Here is a 19,290-nt window from a genome sequence, read left to right as displayed (position 1 = left end):
AAAGCAATAAAAACATGGTAAAATAGATATACTGATAATGAGAATATTCGCTACAACTCAATAATATCAATAATTTCAAGCCATTTCTTAATAAAATCACAAAGCTTGTTTTTGTTTCGTTAAAAGGGAAAAGTGGTTTGCTTGTCGGTGAAAATGGCAATGCTTTTTGTAAAAAATAAACCCTATGAGCTACCATAAGCGTATATTTAAAATATGAACTACTTAGCCCACGCATATTTATCTTTCAATATTCCAGAAATACTGGCTGGCAATATGATAAGCGATTTTGTGAAGGGCAAAAAGCAGTACGATTATCCTTTAGCCATTCAAGTAGGTATTAGATTACATAGAGCGATTGATACATTTACCGATAGCCACCCCTTCACCAAGCAAGCCAAAACTTTTTTTCAGCCAGCAGTAGGCGCCTACTCGGGTGCGTTTGTGGATGTTGCATATGATCATTTTTTGGCCAAAGACGCAAAAGAATTTATAGATGATACAAGTTTGCAGGCTTTTGCTACCAGTACTTATGTATCACTGAATGGTCTAGCGCCTATATTACCTGAAAGGTTTGTAGCATTATTACCATCCATGCAGCAACATAATTGGTTATATAATTACCAGTTTATGGATGGTATAGAAAGTAGCTTTAAAAATGTAGCTCGCAAGGCAACATATTTAGATAATTTTGATGCTTGTTTTCAATTATTTCAAGCACACTATATTTCTTTAGAATGGTGTTACGCTAATTTTTTTAAAGACGTTAAAAAAATGGCAATTAGCTTTTTAAGGGTAGAAGGGTATTTCTAAGCGCATATATATATTTGCTGACAAACTAGTCAAGATGAAACCATTATTTTTAGCCATTTGTATTAGTATTACTACATTATCCCAAGCACAGCAAAAGCCTACGGAACTTGATAAAAGTCCGTTAGATATGAGTTATTGGCCTGCCAATTACCCTATTTTAAAAATGACTGGCAAGGCAAATGATTTACCCATTGCAAGAGTTTTATATAGCAGACCTCAAAAAAACAACAGATCTATTTTTGGTGGTATTATTAAGTATAATGAAATATGGCGTCTTGGCGCTAATGAGGCAACAGAAATTGAATTTTTTAAACCCGTGCAGATAGACGGCAAAAAAGTACCAAAAGGACGATATACTTTATATTGTATTCCTAGCGAGAGCAAATGGATTATGATTATTAATAAAGACAATTATTGTTGGGGAAATTTTATGTATGATGTAAAGAAAGATTTGCTTCGTACCACGATTTCTACAGACAAAACCAGCGAAGCTGTAGAAGCAATGACAATATACTTTGAAGAAACAAAAACTGGTGCAAATCTAATCATCATGTGGGACGATATAAAAGGTATATTACCTATTAACTTATAAATTTTTACTAAGTTATTAATAACAAAAACGCACTCAAAATTGGGTGCGTTTTTGTTATTAATTTTATTTCAAAGAAGATTAATAAATCATCCAACGCTTAATTTTTAAGGCTTGTGCAGGTGTATAATTTGGAGAATCTAACCAAACCAACCCTATTTTTTTAGCATAATATGAATAAGTGGTACCTGATGGTATAATAGTGAACAAACCAGGCGATTGCTGCAATAATACCTCTTGTCTCACTTTGATAACACTATCTAAAACATTACCGTTAATGGTATATTGCGTATTTTTAGCATCTATCGTAAACCGTATTTTATAGGTTGCAGGCACGCCAAAAGAACTTGTAGACAGAGTATCTGTTTCCCAAAAACTATTTAAGGCTACCTTATCATCTAAAAACTTGTATTCAATTAAGCGAGAATCACTTGCAAATGTGCCATAAGCATAATAATTACCTTGTAAACTGTCTTTTCGGTAGACAGAGGTATCGCCGTGGTCAGATATAAATACTTTATAAGTTTTACTACCCACTGTGGCTATATAATTGCTACAAAGAACTTTCAACGAATCACCTGTTAAATCGGTATACATCCAATTACTTCCAGTAGTAGTTGGAAAATAATCACCAGATGGCGAGGTAGCAGTTGTACCACCACCGCTTGACGGCGTGCCAGTTGCTGTTACGTTTATTAGACAATAAGAAGTATTAAAATAAATAGTAAACACAGAAGTTAACGGTAATATTGGCTTGCCATAGCCTTTTAGTTTAAAGGTTTGCGTACCCGTAGTCAAGATGTATGAACTATCCTTAAACCAGTAACCATTAGCCGTATCTGAATAAATTTTATAAATCCCACCATTAGTAATAGTGGCCGTTACCACTAAATAATTACTATCTGTAAGTGTAGAATCTACCACATAACTACCCATCACGCTAATACCTTGGCAGTTACCAGCACTATCTTTCAACGTACCAGCAGCAGCTCCTAGCCCTGCGCCAGACTCAAAACTAGTCTCTTTAGAACAGGCAATTATTAGCATCGCACCGCAAAAAAGAAGAAAAATAGATTTATTAAGATTCTTGCTCATAAATGTTTACTTACACGAATATATGATAAAGACTACACTAACATTGCTGCCTTGTGCGTTAATATTTTCTCAGCATTTAGTTCAAAGATATTTGTTAAGGTAATTTCGGCAATTTGGGTAAGGGCTTCTTGGGTGAAAAAAGCTTAGTGAGCGGTTACTAGTACATTTGGAAAACTCATCAACCTTTGTATGGTATCATCGGCAATTATCTGCGCACTCAAATCTCGAAAAAACAATTTTTCTTCTTGCTCGTACACGTCTATGCCTAGATAACCAATTTTGGCACTTTTCAAGGCATCTATTACATCATTTGTATCTATCAATGCACCACGACTCGTATTTATCAGCATCATCCCTTGTTTAAAAAATGGTAATACCTCTGCATTAATCAAATGTCGCGTTTGCTCGGTTAAAGGACAATGCAACGAAATGATATCTGCCACTTTGTAAATGTCTATCAAAGGATGGTATGTAACACCTTCAGCTTCTAAGTCTTTATTGGCGATAATATCAAATGCCATCACTTTACAGCCAAAGCCAAGCATGATTTTACAAAATGCTTTGCCAATATTGCCAGTACCTATTACGCCAATTGTTTTGCCGTGTAAGTCAAAACCAAGTAGTCCATTGAGCGAAAAGTTTTGCTCTCTTACCCGATTGTAAGCCTTGTGCGTTTTGCGATTCAGGGTCAAAATCATAGCCAAAGCGTGTTCGGCCACAGCTTCGGGCGAGTAAGCGGGTACCCGACACACGTTAATTTGATGTTGCCTACAAGCTTCAATATCTATGTTGTTAAACCCCGCGCAACGCAAGGCAATAATGCGTACTTTTTTAACAGCAAGTTGCTTTACAACTGCAGCATCTACTTTGTCATTTACAAAAACACAAACTACCGACCCTTCTTTAACTAAACTTGCCGTACTTGCATTAAGTTGTGTTTCAAAATAGGTAAGTTGGTAGCCAAATTGCTCGTTGCATTTGGTAAAAAACTGTTTGTCGTATGGTTGTGTAGAAAAGAAAGTAATATTGGTATTTAGAGATTGCATTATAGTATTTATTTAGTTGTGAAGTCAATTACATAAAAGGCCAATTGAAAATAATTGATTATAATTTAATGTATGTCCTATCTGCTAAACTAATCTTTCTCGTTGCTTTTATATGACTCAAGCACATTTAATTGTACACAACACGTAGAAAAAATTAAATAGCCCATAAATAAATGCGGCTGACATTTGATTGCAAAAATTAACCCAAACTATCGCTTAGCTACTTCGTATTTATGAAAGAATTAGTATTATCTACACACCAAATCTTAAAAAACAAAGTCTTTAATTGCGACTTTGACGAAAGCTGGGTAGATTGGGCAATTGATATGATAGAAGCTGGCTTTAACTCTGAAAATCTTTATACGCTAGCGGCAACATCTAAACCCTATAACCAACAAGCTTTACAAGTACTTACTGATAAAGTACTGCAAGATTTTAACCTATCATACACCAATAAGGCTCTAGTCATCAAAAAGTATGTGTACTTTATTGTTACCAATGCTATTTACAAAACCAATAGCTATTTTAAGGCACTACGTGAACTAAAAGACATCTGTATCAGTATGCAATATGATGAATTGTATATGCCTTTTTATTTATTATATTTTGCAAAAGTTGACTTGGCCGAATGCGATCATCAGTTGTATTGGGATGGTGCAGACAAAACCAATATTGACCAAATTATTACCACACAATTTGCCGATTGGATTGCTAAATACGAAAAGTGATTATTTGCTACTAACACCAACCAAATTTTTCAAAAATTGCAATAAAAAACCGTTCTTTTCGGAACGGCTTTTAGTATTGATAACTTTTAAAGATTAGTCTTTTAACTCACCCACCATTTCTACTGGAACTACCCAAGCATCAAATTCTTCGGGGGTTAAGTAGCCTAGCGCCACTGCTGTTTCTTTTAATGTACTATGGTTTTTATGAGCCGTTTGTGCTATTTCAGCAGCTTTGTAATACCCAATTTTGGTATTTAAAGCAGTTACTAGCATCAAACTATTGTCTACGTGTTTTTTAATGTTCGCCTCTAACGGTTCTATACCTACTGCACATTTATCGTTGAATGATACACAACCTTCACCAATTAATCTCGCACTGTGCAAGAAATTGTAAATCATCATTGGCTTAAATACGTTTAATTCAAAATGCCCCATACTGCCACCAATATTTATAGCCACATCGTTACCCATTACTTGCGCTGCAATCATGGTTAAGGCTTCGCACTGTGTAGGGTTTACTTTACCCGGCATAATAGAACTTCCTGGCTCGTTATCTGGAATAAACAATTCGCCGATTCCACTACGAGGACCGCTAGACAGCATACGAATATCATTGGCAATTTTCATTAAGCTAGCTGCAACCGTTTTTAAAGCACCATGTGCTTCTACAATGGCATCGTGGGCTGCAAGGGCTTCAAATTTATTTTCGGCAGTAACAAATGGCAAGCCTGTAAGATTAGCAATATGCTTAGCTACGTTCTCGCTGTAACCTTTTGGCGTATTAATACCTGTACCCACAGCAGTACCGCCAAGCGCTAATTCGCTTAAATGTGCAAGGGTATTTTTAATGGCTTTTAAACCATGGTTCAGTTGGCTTACATAACCACTTAATTCTTGCCCCACAGTTAATGGTGTTGCATCCATAAAGTGCGTACGCCCAATTTTTACCACATGCATGTATTGCTTGCTTTTAGCTTGTAAAGTATCACGCAATTTTTCAATGCCTGGAATGGTTACTTCGGTTAATATTTTGTAGGCAGCAATGTGCATTGCTGTAGGAAATGTATCGTTGCTTGATTGAGATTTATTAACGTCGTCGTTTGGATGAATAAATTTCTCTTTATCCGTTAAAGCGCCGCCTTTGATTAGGTGTGCACGATAAGCAACCACTTCATTGACGTTCATATTGCTTTGTGTACCGCTACCTGTTTGCCAAACTACCAATGGAAAATATGCATCTAGTTTGCCTTCTAAAATTTCATCACATACTTGACCTATCAAATCAGATTTTTCTTGAGATAAAACGCCTGCATCTAAATTGGTTAATGCAGCTGCTTTTTTCAAATAAGCAAATGCCTTAATAATCTCTTTAGGCATTTTATTGATGTCTTGTGCAATTTTAAAATTTTCAATACTGCGTTGGGTTTGTGCACCCCACAACACGTCGGCTGGTACTTTTACCTCACCCATGGTGTCTTTCTCAATACGGTAGTCCATTTTTAATAATTTGATGCCTCAAACCCCAAAAATGGGCTTTTGAAGGCGAATGATTAATGCGTGCAAAATTGAAGCAATTGCACGAATTACAAGAAATAATTTGTAGCCTATTCTATTATTCAGATTCCCCTTGTGGAGGCTGGAGCTACTTATTTTCCGCTAAAAACCGCTTTTCTTTTCTCTAAAAATGCCGATGTGCCTTCTTTCATATCATCTGTAGCAAAGCAACTACCAAATGCTTCAATTTCTAATGCAAACCCATCACGCTGTTCATCTAAGGCAGCATTGGCTGCTGTAATGCAAGCTGCAACGGCAATAGGGGCTTTGGTATTGATGACTTGCAAGATATTGGTGGCTTTTGCCAATAATTCTTCTTGTGGCACTACATAGTTTACTAAGCCATAACTTAATGCAGTATTCGCATCAATCAATGCGCCACTAATCAGTAATTCTATAGCCCTACCTTTACCTATTAAATGCGTTAATCGTTGTGTGCCACCATAACCTGGCAGCAAACCAAGGTTTACTTCTGGCTGACCAAACTTAGCAGTATCGCTCGCAATACGAAAATGGCAACTCATGGCTAGCTCACAACCACCACCAAGGGCAAAACCATTAACGCAAGCCACAATAGGCTTAGGGCAATTTTCTATTCTAAAAAAAGTATCTTGACCTGCTTGTGCCAAAGCAACACCTTGCTCTACCGATAAGCCTACAAATTCAGCAATATCAGCGCCAGCAACAAAAGCCTTGCTACCGCTGCCTGTGATAATCACACTTTTAATAGCTGAATTAAAATAGACATCATCAAGCACCGCATTTAATTCTGTAAAAACCGCTTTATTTAAAGCATTTAGTTTATCGGGTCTATTGATGGTAATGGTTAAAATATTGTTTTCAAGCGAGGTAAGAATAGTTGTGTACATAAAATTTATTTTTGTTTAAACCGTCGTTTAAGTAATACATATATAAAAATTAGCCAGCCAAAAACATTAGCTATCCTCACCCATTTTGGCGGATTATCTGTTGCAAACAGATAATAGATATTAATGCCAAATGCAATGATTACCACTAGGTTTAACGCCTTGTCTAAAGGAAATTTTTTGGGTCTATTCATATTTTAAAATGCTCTATTATCTTTAACCCATTGCTTTATATAATTGGCTATTTCGGTTGTGGTAGTGCCAGGTGCAAATAATTTACCTACACCCATTGCATTTAAAGCCATCATATCATCTTCTGGTATAATGCCACCACCAGTAAGTAATACATCATTCATCTCTTTTTCCTTCATCAAGGCGATAATTTTAGGAAAAACAGTATTATGGGCACCACTTAAAATACTTACCCCAATCGCATCTACATCTTCTTGTAATGCGGCATTTACCACCATTTCGGGTGTTTGGCGTAGGCCTGTATATATCACCTCCATACCTGCATCACGCAGGGCGGTAGCGATTATTTTAGCACCTCTATCATGGCCATCTAAGCCTACTTTAGCAACTAAAACACGAATGGGACGATTGTTTTCCATGGCTTCCATCTTTCAACAAAACTAAGTGCTATTGCATATTGTATGTTGATTTTAATTGTTGAATGTTTTTATTGGCAATACTTATGGCTATACTATCTGGCAAGCTATACAGTATAATTTTTGCACCATATTCTCTAGCATACTTTTCAGTTACTGAGTCTTTAATCTCTACGGTTTTAAAATGTTTGAAAAAAATATCGTCTTTCTCTGGTAAATAATGGGTGGCAAACAAAAAATATTGCGACTTAAATGTACTAGGCAGCCAAAAAGCAAAGCTAGCATCATCAGAATAAATTTCTGGTAGTTGGTACTTCTTTTTATAAAAAGCGAGTGCTCCTGCTTCGCCATAATTGTCGCCATATACCATTGTTTTTTGCTGAATACTATCTGGTAATTGATGGTACACCCGAGCCGTTTTCTGCGCCATTTCTTCCCAGCCAAGCATATCGGCAAAGTCTTGTGGCAATGGATGATTTTTTCCATCTTCCCATTTTAAGGCACCCGTTTTTTGAACAGGGATTTTTGTATATTTTAATGCTAAATCATTAGGTGATAAATAGGGCATTACTACTGGAAAAATACGAGCGACTAGAAATAGTATAACAAACGGTACCAGATATTGAACAATTTTAATTATATGGTTCTGAATGCTATTAGATAACTGATATGCACCAATAGCTAACATTATAGGGTACAGGCCAGCAGCGTAATAACCTTTGCCTTTAAAGTATACTAGTAGTAAAATAACTGTGAGGTAAATAATACCAACAGCGATATATTGTCTACCTTTTTTATTAAAAAACAAATACCACAAGCCCATTATCCAAATGAAAAAACTGGGTAGTGTTATCAATAATTGATCTACTAAAAAGTCTGTAGCGCTTACGTTATCTAGCAAGCGTTCTTTTAACAATTGCATGTGGTGTACAACAGGAAAGTGATGATGGTATTGCCATAAAAAATTGGGTAAAACAATTAATAAGCCCAATAGCATGGCAAAATAAAAATGCTTATTTAACAACCATTTTCGTAACGGCGTAAGTAACAGGCTTATACCAAAAGCAATGATAAAAAAAGCGATCGTATATTTACTTAACATGCCTAGCCCAAAGCTGATACCAATAAAATACAGATATTTTTTGTGGTTGGTTTGTATTAAACAAATAATACTGTAAGCACTCAATGTCCAAAAAAATACATCCAAAAAATTGGGTTGAAATAGCGCATGTAACCGTAAAAAACCGGAACATAAGAACCCCAAACAAGCAATAAACACCGCGTATAAATCCCCTTTTAACTGTAATACAGTTTTGCCTATTAGCACCATGGTAGCAGCACCAAACAAACTTCCCCATAGATAAACAGCATATAAGGATCCACCTAATAATTTACTGATAAAGCCTAAAAACGCTAACAGGGGTGGCATCTCAATATAGCCCCAATCTAAGTGATCCGCATCCGCTAAATATAAGTACTCATCGCGGTGCAACTGAAAACTAGGATGTATGAACAGAAATGGAACTAGAAATTTTAGTACTGCAAATGCACTAATTATTAACCAAGATTTCTTTTGCATGTATTTTTTTAGAGGTAAAATACAATTTAAAAGGTTGAGATGATTTGTGCTTTACAAATAAATTTTAAATGCAGATATTTATTTAAAAAAAATATAACGTGTTTAGAAAGTTGGTTTAAGCCAAATCAAAATTTTATGTAACCCGATATAGACCCTGTATAAAAAGTAATTTTTAGTAGCTAATGGTTGAATAATAATAGGGGTATTGTTGCGCTGACAAATAGTAATGAATAGAGCTAAAGCTACAAATAGTAAGCATACAAAACATCCTGTCTTCATCTTAAAGAATTTATAGCGAAGACAGGATGTGGCTTAATCAGTTTAACTAAAGGGATTGTAAATCGGTTAATACCTTTTTAATTCGGCTAATGGTGTCAGCTTTACCAATGATATTAGCAATATCAAATACATGTGGACCAAACTTGCCGCCTACTAACATAATTCTAAATGGCAACATTAACTCGCCTGGTTTTAATTGATTAGCAGCTGCCATTTCTTTAAACTCAAGTTCTAAATCTGAGGCTTCAAACGAGCTGCTTAGCTCTATTGCTTTTATTAGCTCAATGAAAAACAAATGCTTTTTATCATCCCATTTAGGTTTAATGGCAGCAATATCAATCGTTTCAGGAGCTTTGAAAAAGAAACTAGCTTGTTGTACAAAGTCATTTAAAAATGTGCATCTATCTTTTACTAGCTCTAAAACTTTGAGCATTTTAGCATTATCGGAAACATCTATCCCGGCGTTGGCAAACAAACCTGCAACCTGCAATTGGTAACTCGTAACTGGCATTTTCTTAATCCATTCACTATTGTACCATTTTGCTTTTTCATAGTCAAATTTAGCACCGCCTTTATGCACACGTTCCATACTAAACTTGGCAATCAATTCTTCCATGGTAAATATTTCTTGACCGCTACCGTCGTTCCAACCAAGTGCTGCTAGCATATTTACAAACGCTTCTGGTAAAAAGCCTCTTTCTCTAAAACCTATGGCTACTTCTTTGGTTTTAGGATCTGTCCAATCCATTGCAAATGTTGGAAAGCCCAATCTATCACCATCGCGTTTACTTAGTTTACCATTACCATCAGGCTTAAGTATAAGGGGCAAATGTGCCCATTGAGGCATATTTTCTAATCCGAATAAATATTGCCATAGCAGCACATGCACAGGAGCACTTGGCAACCATTCTTCACCACGAAACGCATGGCTTATTTGCATTAAATAATCATCTACTACCACAGCTAAGTGATAGGTAGGCATACCATCGGCTTTTAATAATACTTTATCATCTACTTGGTTGGTATTAAAGCTTACCTCGCCACGAATCATATCGGTAAACTTCACCTCTTCATTATCAGGCAAATTAATACGCACCACATACGGCACGCCATCTGTAATTAATTGCTTAGCAGCAGCTTCCCCTAGTGTTAATGAGTTTTTTAGGCTCATTCTTGTAGCGTAGTTATATTGGAAATTCGGAATTTCTTTACGTTTTGCATCAAGCTCTTCAGCCGTATCAAATGCATAATAGGCTTGGCCCGCGGCGATTAATTTATCTGCATATTCTTTATACAGTGGCTTGCGTTCACTTTGTCTGTAAGGCGCAAAAGGCCCGCCGTGTATGGCACTTTCATCGGGCTGTAAACCACACCATTGTAAGGTTTCAAAAATATATGCTTCTGCCCCTTCTACAAATCTTGTTTGGTCGGTATCTTCTATGCGTACAATAAAATCACCACCATGTTGCTTTGCAAATAAATAATTAAATAACACCGTTCTTACGCCACCTAAATGTAAACCACCAGTTGGTGAAGGGGCAAAACGTACACGTACTTTCTTCGTATTCATTGTGCAAATATAAATATGTTGCCTAGTTGGGTAATGATTTTGCAAGGCAATAAAAAAGTAGTAATCTTATACCATGAAAAAATATCTAACGACCATTGCTTGCATCGTTTTTGCAACAGCTTTAAGTTCTTTTACACAAGCTAAAGTTAAAGCTACACCCGAAGGTGAATATTATCAATTAAACGTGTATCATTTCAAAACCAATAACCAAATAGAAATTACAGAAACCTATTTGCAAAACAGCTATCTACCAACATTACACGGGATTGGCATTAAAAATATTGGTGTCTTTACAAGTATCGATAACGATACCGCAGCGGATAAAAAACTTTATGTACTAGTACCTATAAAAGGTTTAAATCAACTAGCAGATATCCCCCAAATTTTAACTACTAAAAACGACACAAGCAGTTATACCTCTGCAGCTTACAACCAACCCTCCTTTGAGCGTATTGAAACGATTGTGCTTAAATCTTTCGAGCTAATGCCACGCTTGCAAACACCACAGCTTACAGCAGCATTCCAAGAAAGAGTCTATGAATTACGCAGTTATGAAGCGCCTACACCATTATTGTACCGCCAAAAAGTAAAGATGTTTAATGCGGGTGGCGAAATAGCTTTATTTAGAAGATTAGGCTTCAATGCCGTTTTTTATGCAGAAGTATTAGCGGGCAGCAAAATGCCTAACCTAATGTACATGACTACTTTTAACAACAGAGCGGATAGAGAAGCGCATTGGAAAACATTTAGTAGTGATACAGAGTGGAAAACGTTATCTGCCTTGCCTGAATACTTACATACGGTATCAAAGGCAGACATTTATTTTTTGAGACCAACAAGCTACTCGGATTATTAAAAAATTTAGGCTGAATTGGCAGGCAATCATATCTATTGTCATTTTATTAAATAAAAATGAGTGGTAAATAATATGTTTTGGACCAATTAAAGAAAACATATAAAGGAGCTAAACTTTCCGTTAGTAACATATTTTATCCTGTGTTACTAACACTGTTTACCTTCATACTATGCCAAAAAAATACTTAACGATTGCAGCAATTTTGTTTGTTGTAATTTCTTTTGCCCAAACCAAAAAAATAGCAACACCTGCTATAGATACTAACGAATTTGCTGATGCGGCGCACCATTGGTATGATATCTCTGACAAGGGTAATATTATCAATCCTTTGCCAAATAAGCCTCGCTATTTAGCTACCAACATGGTGGCTATTGCTGATAATATTATTTTATTTCAAAAGAATAATGGTGGTTGGCCTAAGAACTACGATATGCAAGCCATACTTACGCAATCTCAAAAAGATAGTGTATTGGCTGCTAAAAGCGCCACCAATACAACCTTTGACAATGGTACCACACATGCACAAATAGTAGCACTTTGCGAAGTGTATACCATCACCAAAGTTGAAAAATACAAAGAAGCTGCATTAAAAGGATTACAATTTATAAAAGCTGCGCAATACGCCAATGGTGGCTGGCCACAATACTTTCCGTTAGAGGCAAATTATAGTCGTTGTATTACGTACAATGATGATGTGTTTAGTGGCATTATGTGGTTATTAAAAGATATAGTAGAAGGCAAACCGAATTATAGATTTTTATCGGTACAGCAACGCAAAGAAGTATTTGAGATGTATAATAAAGGACTCGATTGCATTTTAAAAACACAGATCAATGATGCTGGCTTGCCAACAGCTTGGTGTCAACAATACAACGAAAAAACGTTACAACCGGCATGGGCACGCAAATTTGAGCCACCAAGTATTTGCAATGGTGAGAGTGCTGAAATTGTACGTTTATTAATGAGTATTAATAAGCCAAGCAAAGCAATTATAGATGCTATACAAAGCGCTGTTACTTGGTTCAAATCATCCGCCATACAATATACTAGGGTAAAAACTATACCAGCACCGCTTTTAGAAACACCATATAGAACTTCTACAACAGATAAAATTGTAATAACAGATTCTTCTGCACCAATTATTTGGACACGCTATTATGAACTAGTAACACACCGACCTATGTTTTGCAACAGAGATAGCAAGGTAGTGTACAGTCTTGCAGAGGTTCAAAGAGAACGGCGTGACGGTTACGGTTGGTACACTTATGCACCACAAAAAATATTAAATGCTTATCCTAAATGGCAACAACAGTGGGCAAAAGACAACAATGTATTAGCGTTATAAAGTAGTTTTTTTATACAACCGTTTAGCCAGTACAACTAATAAGAAAGATAAACCTAAAAAAACTAATACTAACACTGCTATGTTTATAAACACTTGACTGTAAGTGTATTTTGAAGCATCTACAAAAAAATAAGGATACCTATTTGTAATAGCACCTCTTATTAAAATATAAAAGCAATATACAAGTGGATATATTAACCAAGCCCAAACATTTTTATTTTGGAGGAAAGCTTTTGGTACAAACAAAGCCCAGTACACCAAAAACCAAATTGGTGTAACTACGTGTAATAAATTATCCACCACAAGTTGTAGTCCTTTTGGCGACCATTGCCAACGTAATACCGTATTGTATACCAAGCCTACAACAAATATATAAACAGTAATTGCTGAAGCGACTTGTGGCCGTAGAAAGTATTTACCCAATTTGCCATTAGGCTTCAGAGCCACACAAGTAAAGCAAACTGCAACAAGTATGTTGGTTTGTATTGTAAAATAACTAGCAAACTTAATAATTGTTTGCGGCAGGGAGAGCACACGATTTTGAATGTTTAAATACAACTGCGCTATCACTGCCAACCACGTAATGGCAGCACCTGCTACAATGCAAATTTGATAGGCCTTCGATGAACGTGATAATGACATTATGATCAGTAATTACTATTCAAATATATGGTTCTAATAACAATAAATCCCTGTGGGCTAAATACCTACAGGGATTTTACAGTTTCATAAACAGTGTTTATTTTAAATCTTTCAGCAGCGCATTAACAGCTGCTTCTAGCTGTTGGTCCTCACCTTTTACCACAATTTCATAATCATTTCGCACTTTAATATCAGGCTCTGTTTGGTGATTTTCTAAATATTGACCATTCATCATTTTAACTCCTAGTGGCGGAACACCCCAACGAATACTATTGTCTTGCAAGCTTTCCCAACCTGCAAACGTACAAGTGCCTGGTACAGGCATTCCTACTAACTTACCTATTTGTAACGCTTGATAGGTATAAGCGTAGCAATGGCCATCGCTGTAGTTCGCTTCATTAGCGATTGAAATGCTTGGTTTTGTCCAGCGGAAATTTGGTTCGTAGCCATTACTTCTTGTATCAGTACTATAATCCAAAAATTTCTTGCCACTTAAGAACATTGCTAAATCAGCCACCAAATCGCCACCACCATTAAATCTTGTATCAATTACGATACCTTTCTTACCAGCATATTTACCCATCACATCTTCATAGGTATCTCTGTAAGCGCCATCATTCATCCCTGGTATGTGTACATAACCAAGCTGACCACCACTCATTTTGTCTACTTCATCCGCATTACGTTTTACCCAACGTTTATACAACAATCCATTTTCTTCACCGATACTAATTGGCTTTATGGTAATATCTTTTTTCACACCATTATCTATAATAGACAGCAATGTATTTTTACCTGCTTTCCGATTAAGTAACTGTGCAAAGTCTTTATCGTTAGTAATAGTAATGCCATCGATGGCTTCGATAATAATGCCTGCTTTTAAGTTTAACGTAGCCTTATCTAAAGGTCCATCTTTTATAATTTCCTCTACTTTTAAACCATTACCTGTATAGTTCCAATCATAGAAAGCACCAAGGCTTGCAGTAGCATCAGCATTGGCAATAAAGCTGTTATAGCTACTACCGCTGTGGCTTACATTTAGTTCGCCAAGTAGCTCGCTTAGCATTTCGCTAAACTCATAATTGTTACCAATATGCGGCAAATACTTTTCGTAATCTGCTTTGTAGCTATCCCAATTTACACCATGAAAGCTAGCCGTGTAAAATGTTTTCTTTGTTCTGCGCCATACATGTTCAAACATATAAGCACGTTCAGCAGCTAGATCTATTGTCATTTCACCATTAATATGCACCATGTCTTGCTTACCAGTTTCGGGATTTATTTTTGTAATACTACCATCACTAGATAGATATATAAACTTCTGCTCTTTATCCCATACCATACTACCACTTTGGCTATTAAGTGGTAATAGCATTTTGGTTTCTTTGGTTCTTAAGTTGGTTGTCCAAAGATTGTAGCCTTTTTCAAATTTAGCAAGGTAATACAAGGTTTCCCCATCTTTACTTATCAATGCGTCTGCTAGGGATGATGAATGTATGGTAAGCTTCACCTTTCTTTCCTGCAAACCATCCCAATCAAATACCACACTGTCTCTCTTGGCTTTTTTAGTAGTGTCTGTCTTGGCTTTGCTGTCTTCAATTTCCTTTAATAAAGATGCATCGTCTTTGGTTAATTTATACTTATCATAAGCGTCTTGCGTAAAGAACATCGCATACACATCAGATTGTGCACCGCCACTTTGTGCTACCGACTTCAAGCCATCTCGATTGCTTTCCCAAAGCATTGCTTTGCCCCCAAGAATCCATTTGGCACCAACATCGCTAAAGCCACTTTGCGTTAGATTTACCACTTTGTCTTTGCCATCCGCTGCCACCAATCCTACCTCACTACTAGCAATACCTGGTACACTATAATCAAACAAAAACCACTTACCATCAGGGCTCCACTGAAAGTATTGGTCGTTGTCACGCATACTAAACAACTCTTTATCTGTTAAAATAGTACGTGTTTGTTTTGTGGCTTTATTAAATACCTTGAGTGTCATTCTGTTTTCTATAAATGCAACCTCTTTACCATCGGGTGAATAAGATGGCTGGTAGTTTTCATTAGCATTACTAATAATGGGTGTTTCTTTTAAAATAGTTGACGCATAGAAATAAGGTTCATCTTCTTTTACCTTTTTCGTTTCTAGTATTTCCCATGCATTGTCTTTTTCGCTAGCGTACAAGAGTGTTTTACCGTCTGGAGAAAAACTAACATTACGCTCTTGTTGTGGTGTATTGGTAATCCGTTTGGTAATGCCACTTTCTATACTGGTTACAAATACTTCGCCTCTAAATATAAAGGCTGCTTCTTTGCCATTAGGCGATATAGCCATATCTCGTGCACCTCCAGTAACAGCAAGTACTTTATCATTATTACTTTTGGTATCTACCGCTATGTCTATCGCTAGTTTTTGTGGCGTAATATTCGGCTTTAAGGTATAAATATCACCATCATAGCCAAAACAAAGCGTACCATCTATACTACTGCTTAAAAAGCGTACAGGATGTTTTTTAAACGAAGTAATTTGCTGCGATTTTGCTGTAATATCAAGTGCTTGCTTGTGTACATTAAAACTTCCACTCTCTTCACTTAGATAATACATTGCTTTATCATTATCAGTAAAAATGGGCGTTCTATCTTCACCATTAAAACTGGTTATTTTCTTGTGTGTATTACTACCAATATCCCATACCCAAATATCTCTGGCAATGGCAGATGTAAGGTGCTTACGCCAAGGATTCTCGCCACCCTTTTTATCATGGTACAATAACTTAGTACCATCTTTACTAAACTTTACATCTTCAGCCGGCATACTTAATAGTTGCGATACTTTACCACCTGTTGCAGACACTTGGTACAACTCAGGTTGTGAACCTGTTGGAAAGGTTCTGTTACTGGCAACATCCATTCTTACACTACCAAAAACAATTTGCTTATCGTCGTTAGTAAAGGTGTACGGATATTCGTTAGCTGAATAGTAGGTTATGCGCTTGGCCTCGCCCCCTTCTAATGGTATAGTGAATATGTCGAAGTTGCCAAAACGGTCGCTAGCAAATGCAATGGTTTTACCATCGTGACTAAACACAGGCATAAAATCGTGCGCTTCATGAAAGGTAAGTGGCATGGCGTTACCACCATTTGCAGGAACTTTATAGAGGTCACCTTTGTAAGTAAATACAATGGTTTTACCATCTGGAGAAATAGTTGAATAACGCAGCCACGAAGGCGTTGCTTGTGCGTTGGCAAATAAAACTGAAATTACTAATAGTAAACAGATAGTTACTACTTTGTTCATATGCAGATGTTTTAGATAAGAAAATATTATTACTAAATGACTAACATTGAAGGTAAGGTATTGGACAAAATAAATATTGTTTTGTGATAGATGGCTTTTGGTAATAATGAAAGGCTTTTAAATATAAAATGTTACTAAAATTGTATACAATTATAATTTTGCTTATAAAATTATCGCTATTTATGCGGCGTTGACATCTGCAATCGCTTTCTACAAAAATTATATAGTGGTGTTTCAATAAATTTATACAAAAAGATGGCTATTAGCCAAAGTAATACAAAATTTCTATCAGGTAATAATACCCATGTTTTCAAACAAAGATTAATATAACTAATGTGTATTAAATAAAAAGCAAATGAGGCATTACCTAATAATACTAACAATTTGCTACTAAGTACACGCTGCAATAATGTTGATTCGAATATTAGTCCTGCTAAAAGCAGCGCAATACTTAATGGCAGCAAAGTTTTAGAAAGTACCATTCCCATTGGCTGATCATAGCCGTGATGATAGGTGTCTATCTGCATTAAGCCAATACTATATAAAGTTAGCAGTAAACCAATAACACCAATAAAAGTTTTATAAGGTATTTTTACTACCCAATTTGATTGCTCCCTTATCAATTTTGCTAAAAACATACCTGCCAAAAAATCAGTTGCTCTTCCAGGAAAAGTACCCATAAGTAAGAACTGAGTAGGCTTAAAATAACGCTGTGGGTTGTGATTGATACTAAACCAAATACTGCCAATGGTCCAATATACCCCATATAAACCCGCCAAAGCAAGTATCACCCATACAAGATGCTTTTGTTGTAAAAAAAATAAAAAAGGTGCTAATAGATAAAAATTAAGTTCTACTGTAAGTGACCATGCTTGGTTAATACCATCTAAATTATGCAGATCACTAAAGCCATGCGCTAACGTATAGGTAAGTGCAGAGAAATGAAAATTCCCGTAGCGCTTGTCTAAATAATAAGCAGTTAAAATTAACCAATATAAAGGTAAAATTCTTGCACACCTTATCAAACAATAGCGCCAATAGCTACTGGCAGATCGCATTGGCTTATCTTGATATGTATACGCAATTAAAAAGCCACTCAACACAAAAAACAATGTTACCCCTATATGACATTCATTAGCAACACGCATTATCTCTGGATGCAACCAACCGTACCAATATTTTCTATTGTGATAAATAAACACCATGCATACAGCCACGCATCTTATGCCTGTAAGTGCTTGAAAACGGTACTTTTGATTATTTACTAATGGCGCTGAAGAGGTCATAAATAATAAGAAAACGTGGTTTTAAAAGCAATAAATATAAATAGTATTGGAACAAGTAAATTTTTGTAACGTTAGCAAGTTATACAAAGCAAAGCGGCTAATAACTTTCGTTACTAGCCGCTTACTTTTATCTATTCTTACTTCAATTTAGTTTTATTGCTTCAAAATAGCTTTCGTAGCTAAGAAGCCATTTTGTTCATCGGATATGTAAAGTACATAACTACCGCTTTGCAAGCCTCTGGTGTTCATCGTAGCTAGTACATTCACCCCTCTGCTGCTTGGTGTTACTGTTTGTATCTGTAAGACTCTACCTGCTAAATCCATCAACTTAAACGTAGTTGGTGTGGATGACGCTGATACGAAGCTTACTTGTATCACATCCATCACTGGATTTGGATACACTTTCACACTCGCGATTGCTTGCTCGGTGATGCTTTGTATTGACGAGTCTTTACAACTACCAATGCCACTTACCACTAGTTTCACGATGTATGTACCTGGTGTATAGGTAGTGGTAGGGTTAACTAACGTTGAAGTTTGTCCATTACCCAAATCCCACATATAACTCATATTGCCTGCTGCAATAGTGCTTGAGCTGATAAATGTGGTACTCTGACCATTACCTGTATTGGTTAATATGCTAAAGCCTGCTTTCGGTGCTGCACCCACATGTATCTGTGTCGTAGTAGCATGACTGCTACAGCCATTGGCATCAGTTACCATCATCGTTACATCTCTATCGCCATAGCTAGCATAAGTTTTGGTGACGTTGGCGGTATTAGCTGTAGTACCATCATTTAAATCCCATAGGTAAGTAAATGGTGCCGTACCACCTGTTGAGGTGTTGCTAAATACATACTGATTGCCTGTTACGCATTGGCTCAGATTGTTGACACTAAAGCTGGCTTGCAGGTTACATGGTGTTACCACTGGTGGTGTTACTGGCGGTGTTATTGCCGCTGTTACCGTAATACCTAAGCTAGTAGCTGTTGCACCACAACTATTACTTACCGTGTAACTAATGGTAGTTGTACCTGCTGTTATCGCTGTTACAATACCTGTATTGGCGTCTATCGTTGCTACTGCTGTGTTACTGCTACTCCATACACCGCCTGTTGTGGCACTGCTGTAGTTGC

The 19,290-nt window shown here is 36.4% G+C and carries 17 protein-coding genes; 5 read left to right on the top strand and 12 right to left on the bottom strand.

Annotated features, from left to right (window positions below; all coding sequences use genetic code 11):
* The first annotated feature begins 213 nt into the window (after nucleotides 1–213).
* Nucleotides 214–810, top strand: a complete 597-nt coding sequence (locus ACFOW1_RS16560) for an acyl carrier protein phosphodiesterase (RefSeq protein WP_379015831.1) — start codon at nucleotides 214–216, stop codon at nucleotides 808–810.
* Between the two features lie 34 nt (nucleotides 811–844).
* Complete coding sequence (locus ACFOW1_RS16555; protein WP_379015829.1) at nucleotides 845–1,402, top strand: DUF2911 domain-containing protein; 558 nt, start codon at nucleotides 845–847, stop codon at nucleotides 1,400–1,402.
* Nucleotides 1,403–1,480: 78 nt separating this feature from the next.
* Here the strand turns inward: ACFOW1_RS16555 and ACFOW1_RS16550 are convergent, their stop codons facing one another.
* Nucleotides 1,481–2,494: a hypothetical protein gene (locus ACFOW1_RS16550; RefSeq protein ID WP_379015828.1), complete on the bottom strand. Its 1,014-nt coding sequence runs from the start codon at nucleotides 2,492–2,494 to the stop codon at nucleotides 1,481–1,483.
* A gap of 143 nt (nucleotides 2,495–2,637) precedes the next feature.
* A complete protein-coding gene (locus ACFOW1_RS16545; RefSeq protein ID WP_379015827.1) occupies nucleotides 2,638–3,540 on the bottom strand; it encodes a 2-hydroxyacid dehydrogenase in 903 nt (300 codons plus the stop codon).
* A 233-nt stretch (nucleotides 3,541–3,773) separates the two neighbouring features.
* Between ACFOW1_RS16545 and ACFOW1_RS16540 the strand changes: the two genes are divergently transcribed.
* Entirely contained in the window at nucleotides 3,774–4,268 is a 495-nt protein-coding gene (locus ACFOW1_RS16540) for a hypothetical protein (protein ID WP_379015825.1), read from the top strand.
* A gap of 93 nt (nucleotides 4,269–4,361) precedes the next feature.
* On the opposite strand, the gene fumC is transcribed toward ACFOW1_RS16540, so the two are convergent.
* From fumC to gltX, 6 genes are all read right to left on the bottom strand, one after another.
* Entirely contained in the window at nucleotides 4,362–5,765 is a 1,404-nt protein-coding gene (gene fumC / locus ACFOW1_RS16535; RefSeq protein WP_379015823.1) for a class II fumarate hydratase, read from the bottom strand.
* 149 nt (nucleotides 5,766–5,914) lie between these two features.
* Nucleotides 5,915–6,691 (bottom strand): enoyl-CoA hydratase/isomerase family protein, encoded by a 777-nt coding sequence (locus tag ACFOW1_RS16530; RefSeq protein ID WP_379015822.1) that lies wholly within the window; start codon nucleotides 6,689–6,691, stop codon nucleotides 5,915–5,917.
* A gap of 5 nt (nucleotides 6,692–6,696) precedes the next feature.
* A complete protein-coding gene (locus ACFOW1_RS16525) occupies nucleotides 6,697–6,882 on the bottom strand; it encodes a hypothetical protein (RefSeq protein WP_379015820.1) in 186 nt (61 codons plus the stop codon).
* A 3-nt stretch (nucleotides 6,883–6,885) separates the two neighbouring features.
* Nucleotides 6,886–7,299 (bottom strand): cobalamin B12-binding domain-containing protein, encoded by a 414-nt coding sequence (locus ACFOW1_RS16520; RefSeq protein WP_379015818.1) that lies wholly within the window; start codon nucleotides 7,297–7,299, stop codon nucleotides 6,886–6,888.
* A gap of 28 nt (nucleotides 7,300–7,327) precedes the next feature.
* Nucleotides 7,328–8,875 (bottom strand): glycosyltransferase family 39 protein, encoded by a 1,548-nt coding sequence (locus ACFOW1_RS16515; protein ID WP_379015816.1) that lies wholly within the window; start codon nucleotides 8,873–8,875, stop codon nucleotides 7,328–7,330.
* Between the two features lie 325 nt (nucleotides 8,876–9,200).
* Nucleotides 9,201–10,724, bottom strand: a complete 1,524-nt coding sequence (gene gltX / locus ACFOW1_RS16510) for a glutamate--tRNA ligase (RefSeq protein ID WP_379015814.1) — start codon at nucleotides 10,722–10,724, stop codon at nucleotides 9,201–9,203.
* A gap of 73 nt (nucleotides 10,725–10,797) precedes the next feature.
* Between gltX and ACFOW1_RS16505 the strand changes: the two genes are divergently transcribed.
* On the top strand, nucleotides 10,798–11,580 hold the full coding sequence (locus ACFOW1_RS16505) for an NIPSNAP family protein (protein WP_379015813.1): 783 nt from the start codon (nucleotides 10,798–10,800) through the stop codon (nucleotides 11,578–11,580).
* A gap of 169 nt (nucleotides 11,581–11,749) precedes the next feature.
* Entirely contained in the window at nucleotides 11,750–12,925 is a 1,176-nt protein-coding gene (gene pelA, locus ACFOW1_RS16500) for a pectate lyase (protein WP_379015812.1), read from the top strand.
* Here pelA and ACFOW1_RS16495 read toward each other — a convergent pair.
* The 4 genes from ACFOW1_RS16495 to ACFOW1_RS16480 all read right to left on the bottom strand — a co-directional run.
* Complete coding sequence (locus ACFOW1_RS16495; protein ID WP_379015811.1) at nucleotides 12,920–13,567, bottom strand: Pr6Pr family membrane protein; 648 nt, start codon at nucleotides 13,565–13,567, stop codon at nucleotides 12,920–12,922. The genes pelA and ACFOW1_RS16495 overlap by 6 nt on opposite strands.
* Nucleotides 13,568–13,664: 97 nt before the next feature.
* Nucleotides 13,665–16,868 carry a S41 family peptidase gene (locus tag ACFOW1_RS16490; protein WP_379015809.1) on the bottom strand — a complete coding sequence of 1,068 codons (3,204 nt, stop codon included), beginning with the start codon at nucleotides 16,866–16,868 and terminating at the stop codon, nucleotides 13,665–13,667.
* 176 nt (nucleotides 16,869–17,044) lie between these two features.
* Nucleotides 17,045–18,154, bottom strand: a complete 1,110-nt coding sequence (locus ACFOW1_RS16485; RefSeq protein ID WP_379015808.1) for an acyltransferase family protein — start codon at nucleotides 18,152–18,154, stop codon at nucleotides 17,045–17,047.
* A gap of 153 nt (nucleotides 18,155–18,307) precedes the next feature.
* A partial coding sequence (locus ACFOW1_RS16480; protein WP_379015806.1) for a PKD domain-containing protein occupies nucleotides 18,308–19,290 on the bottom strand: 983 nt, incomplete at its 5' end.

Source organism: Parasediminibacterium paludis, from assembly GCF_042651445.1.
Lineage (GTDB): Bacteria > Bacteroidota > Bacteroidia > Chitinophagales > Chitinophagaceae > Parasediminibacterium > Parasediminibacterium paludis.
The sequence above is the reverse complement of the archived record's forward strand: the minus strand, read 5'-3'. Positions and strand labels throughout refer to the sequence as shown.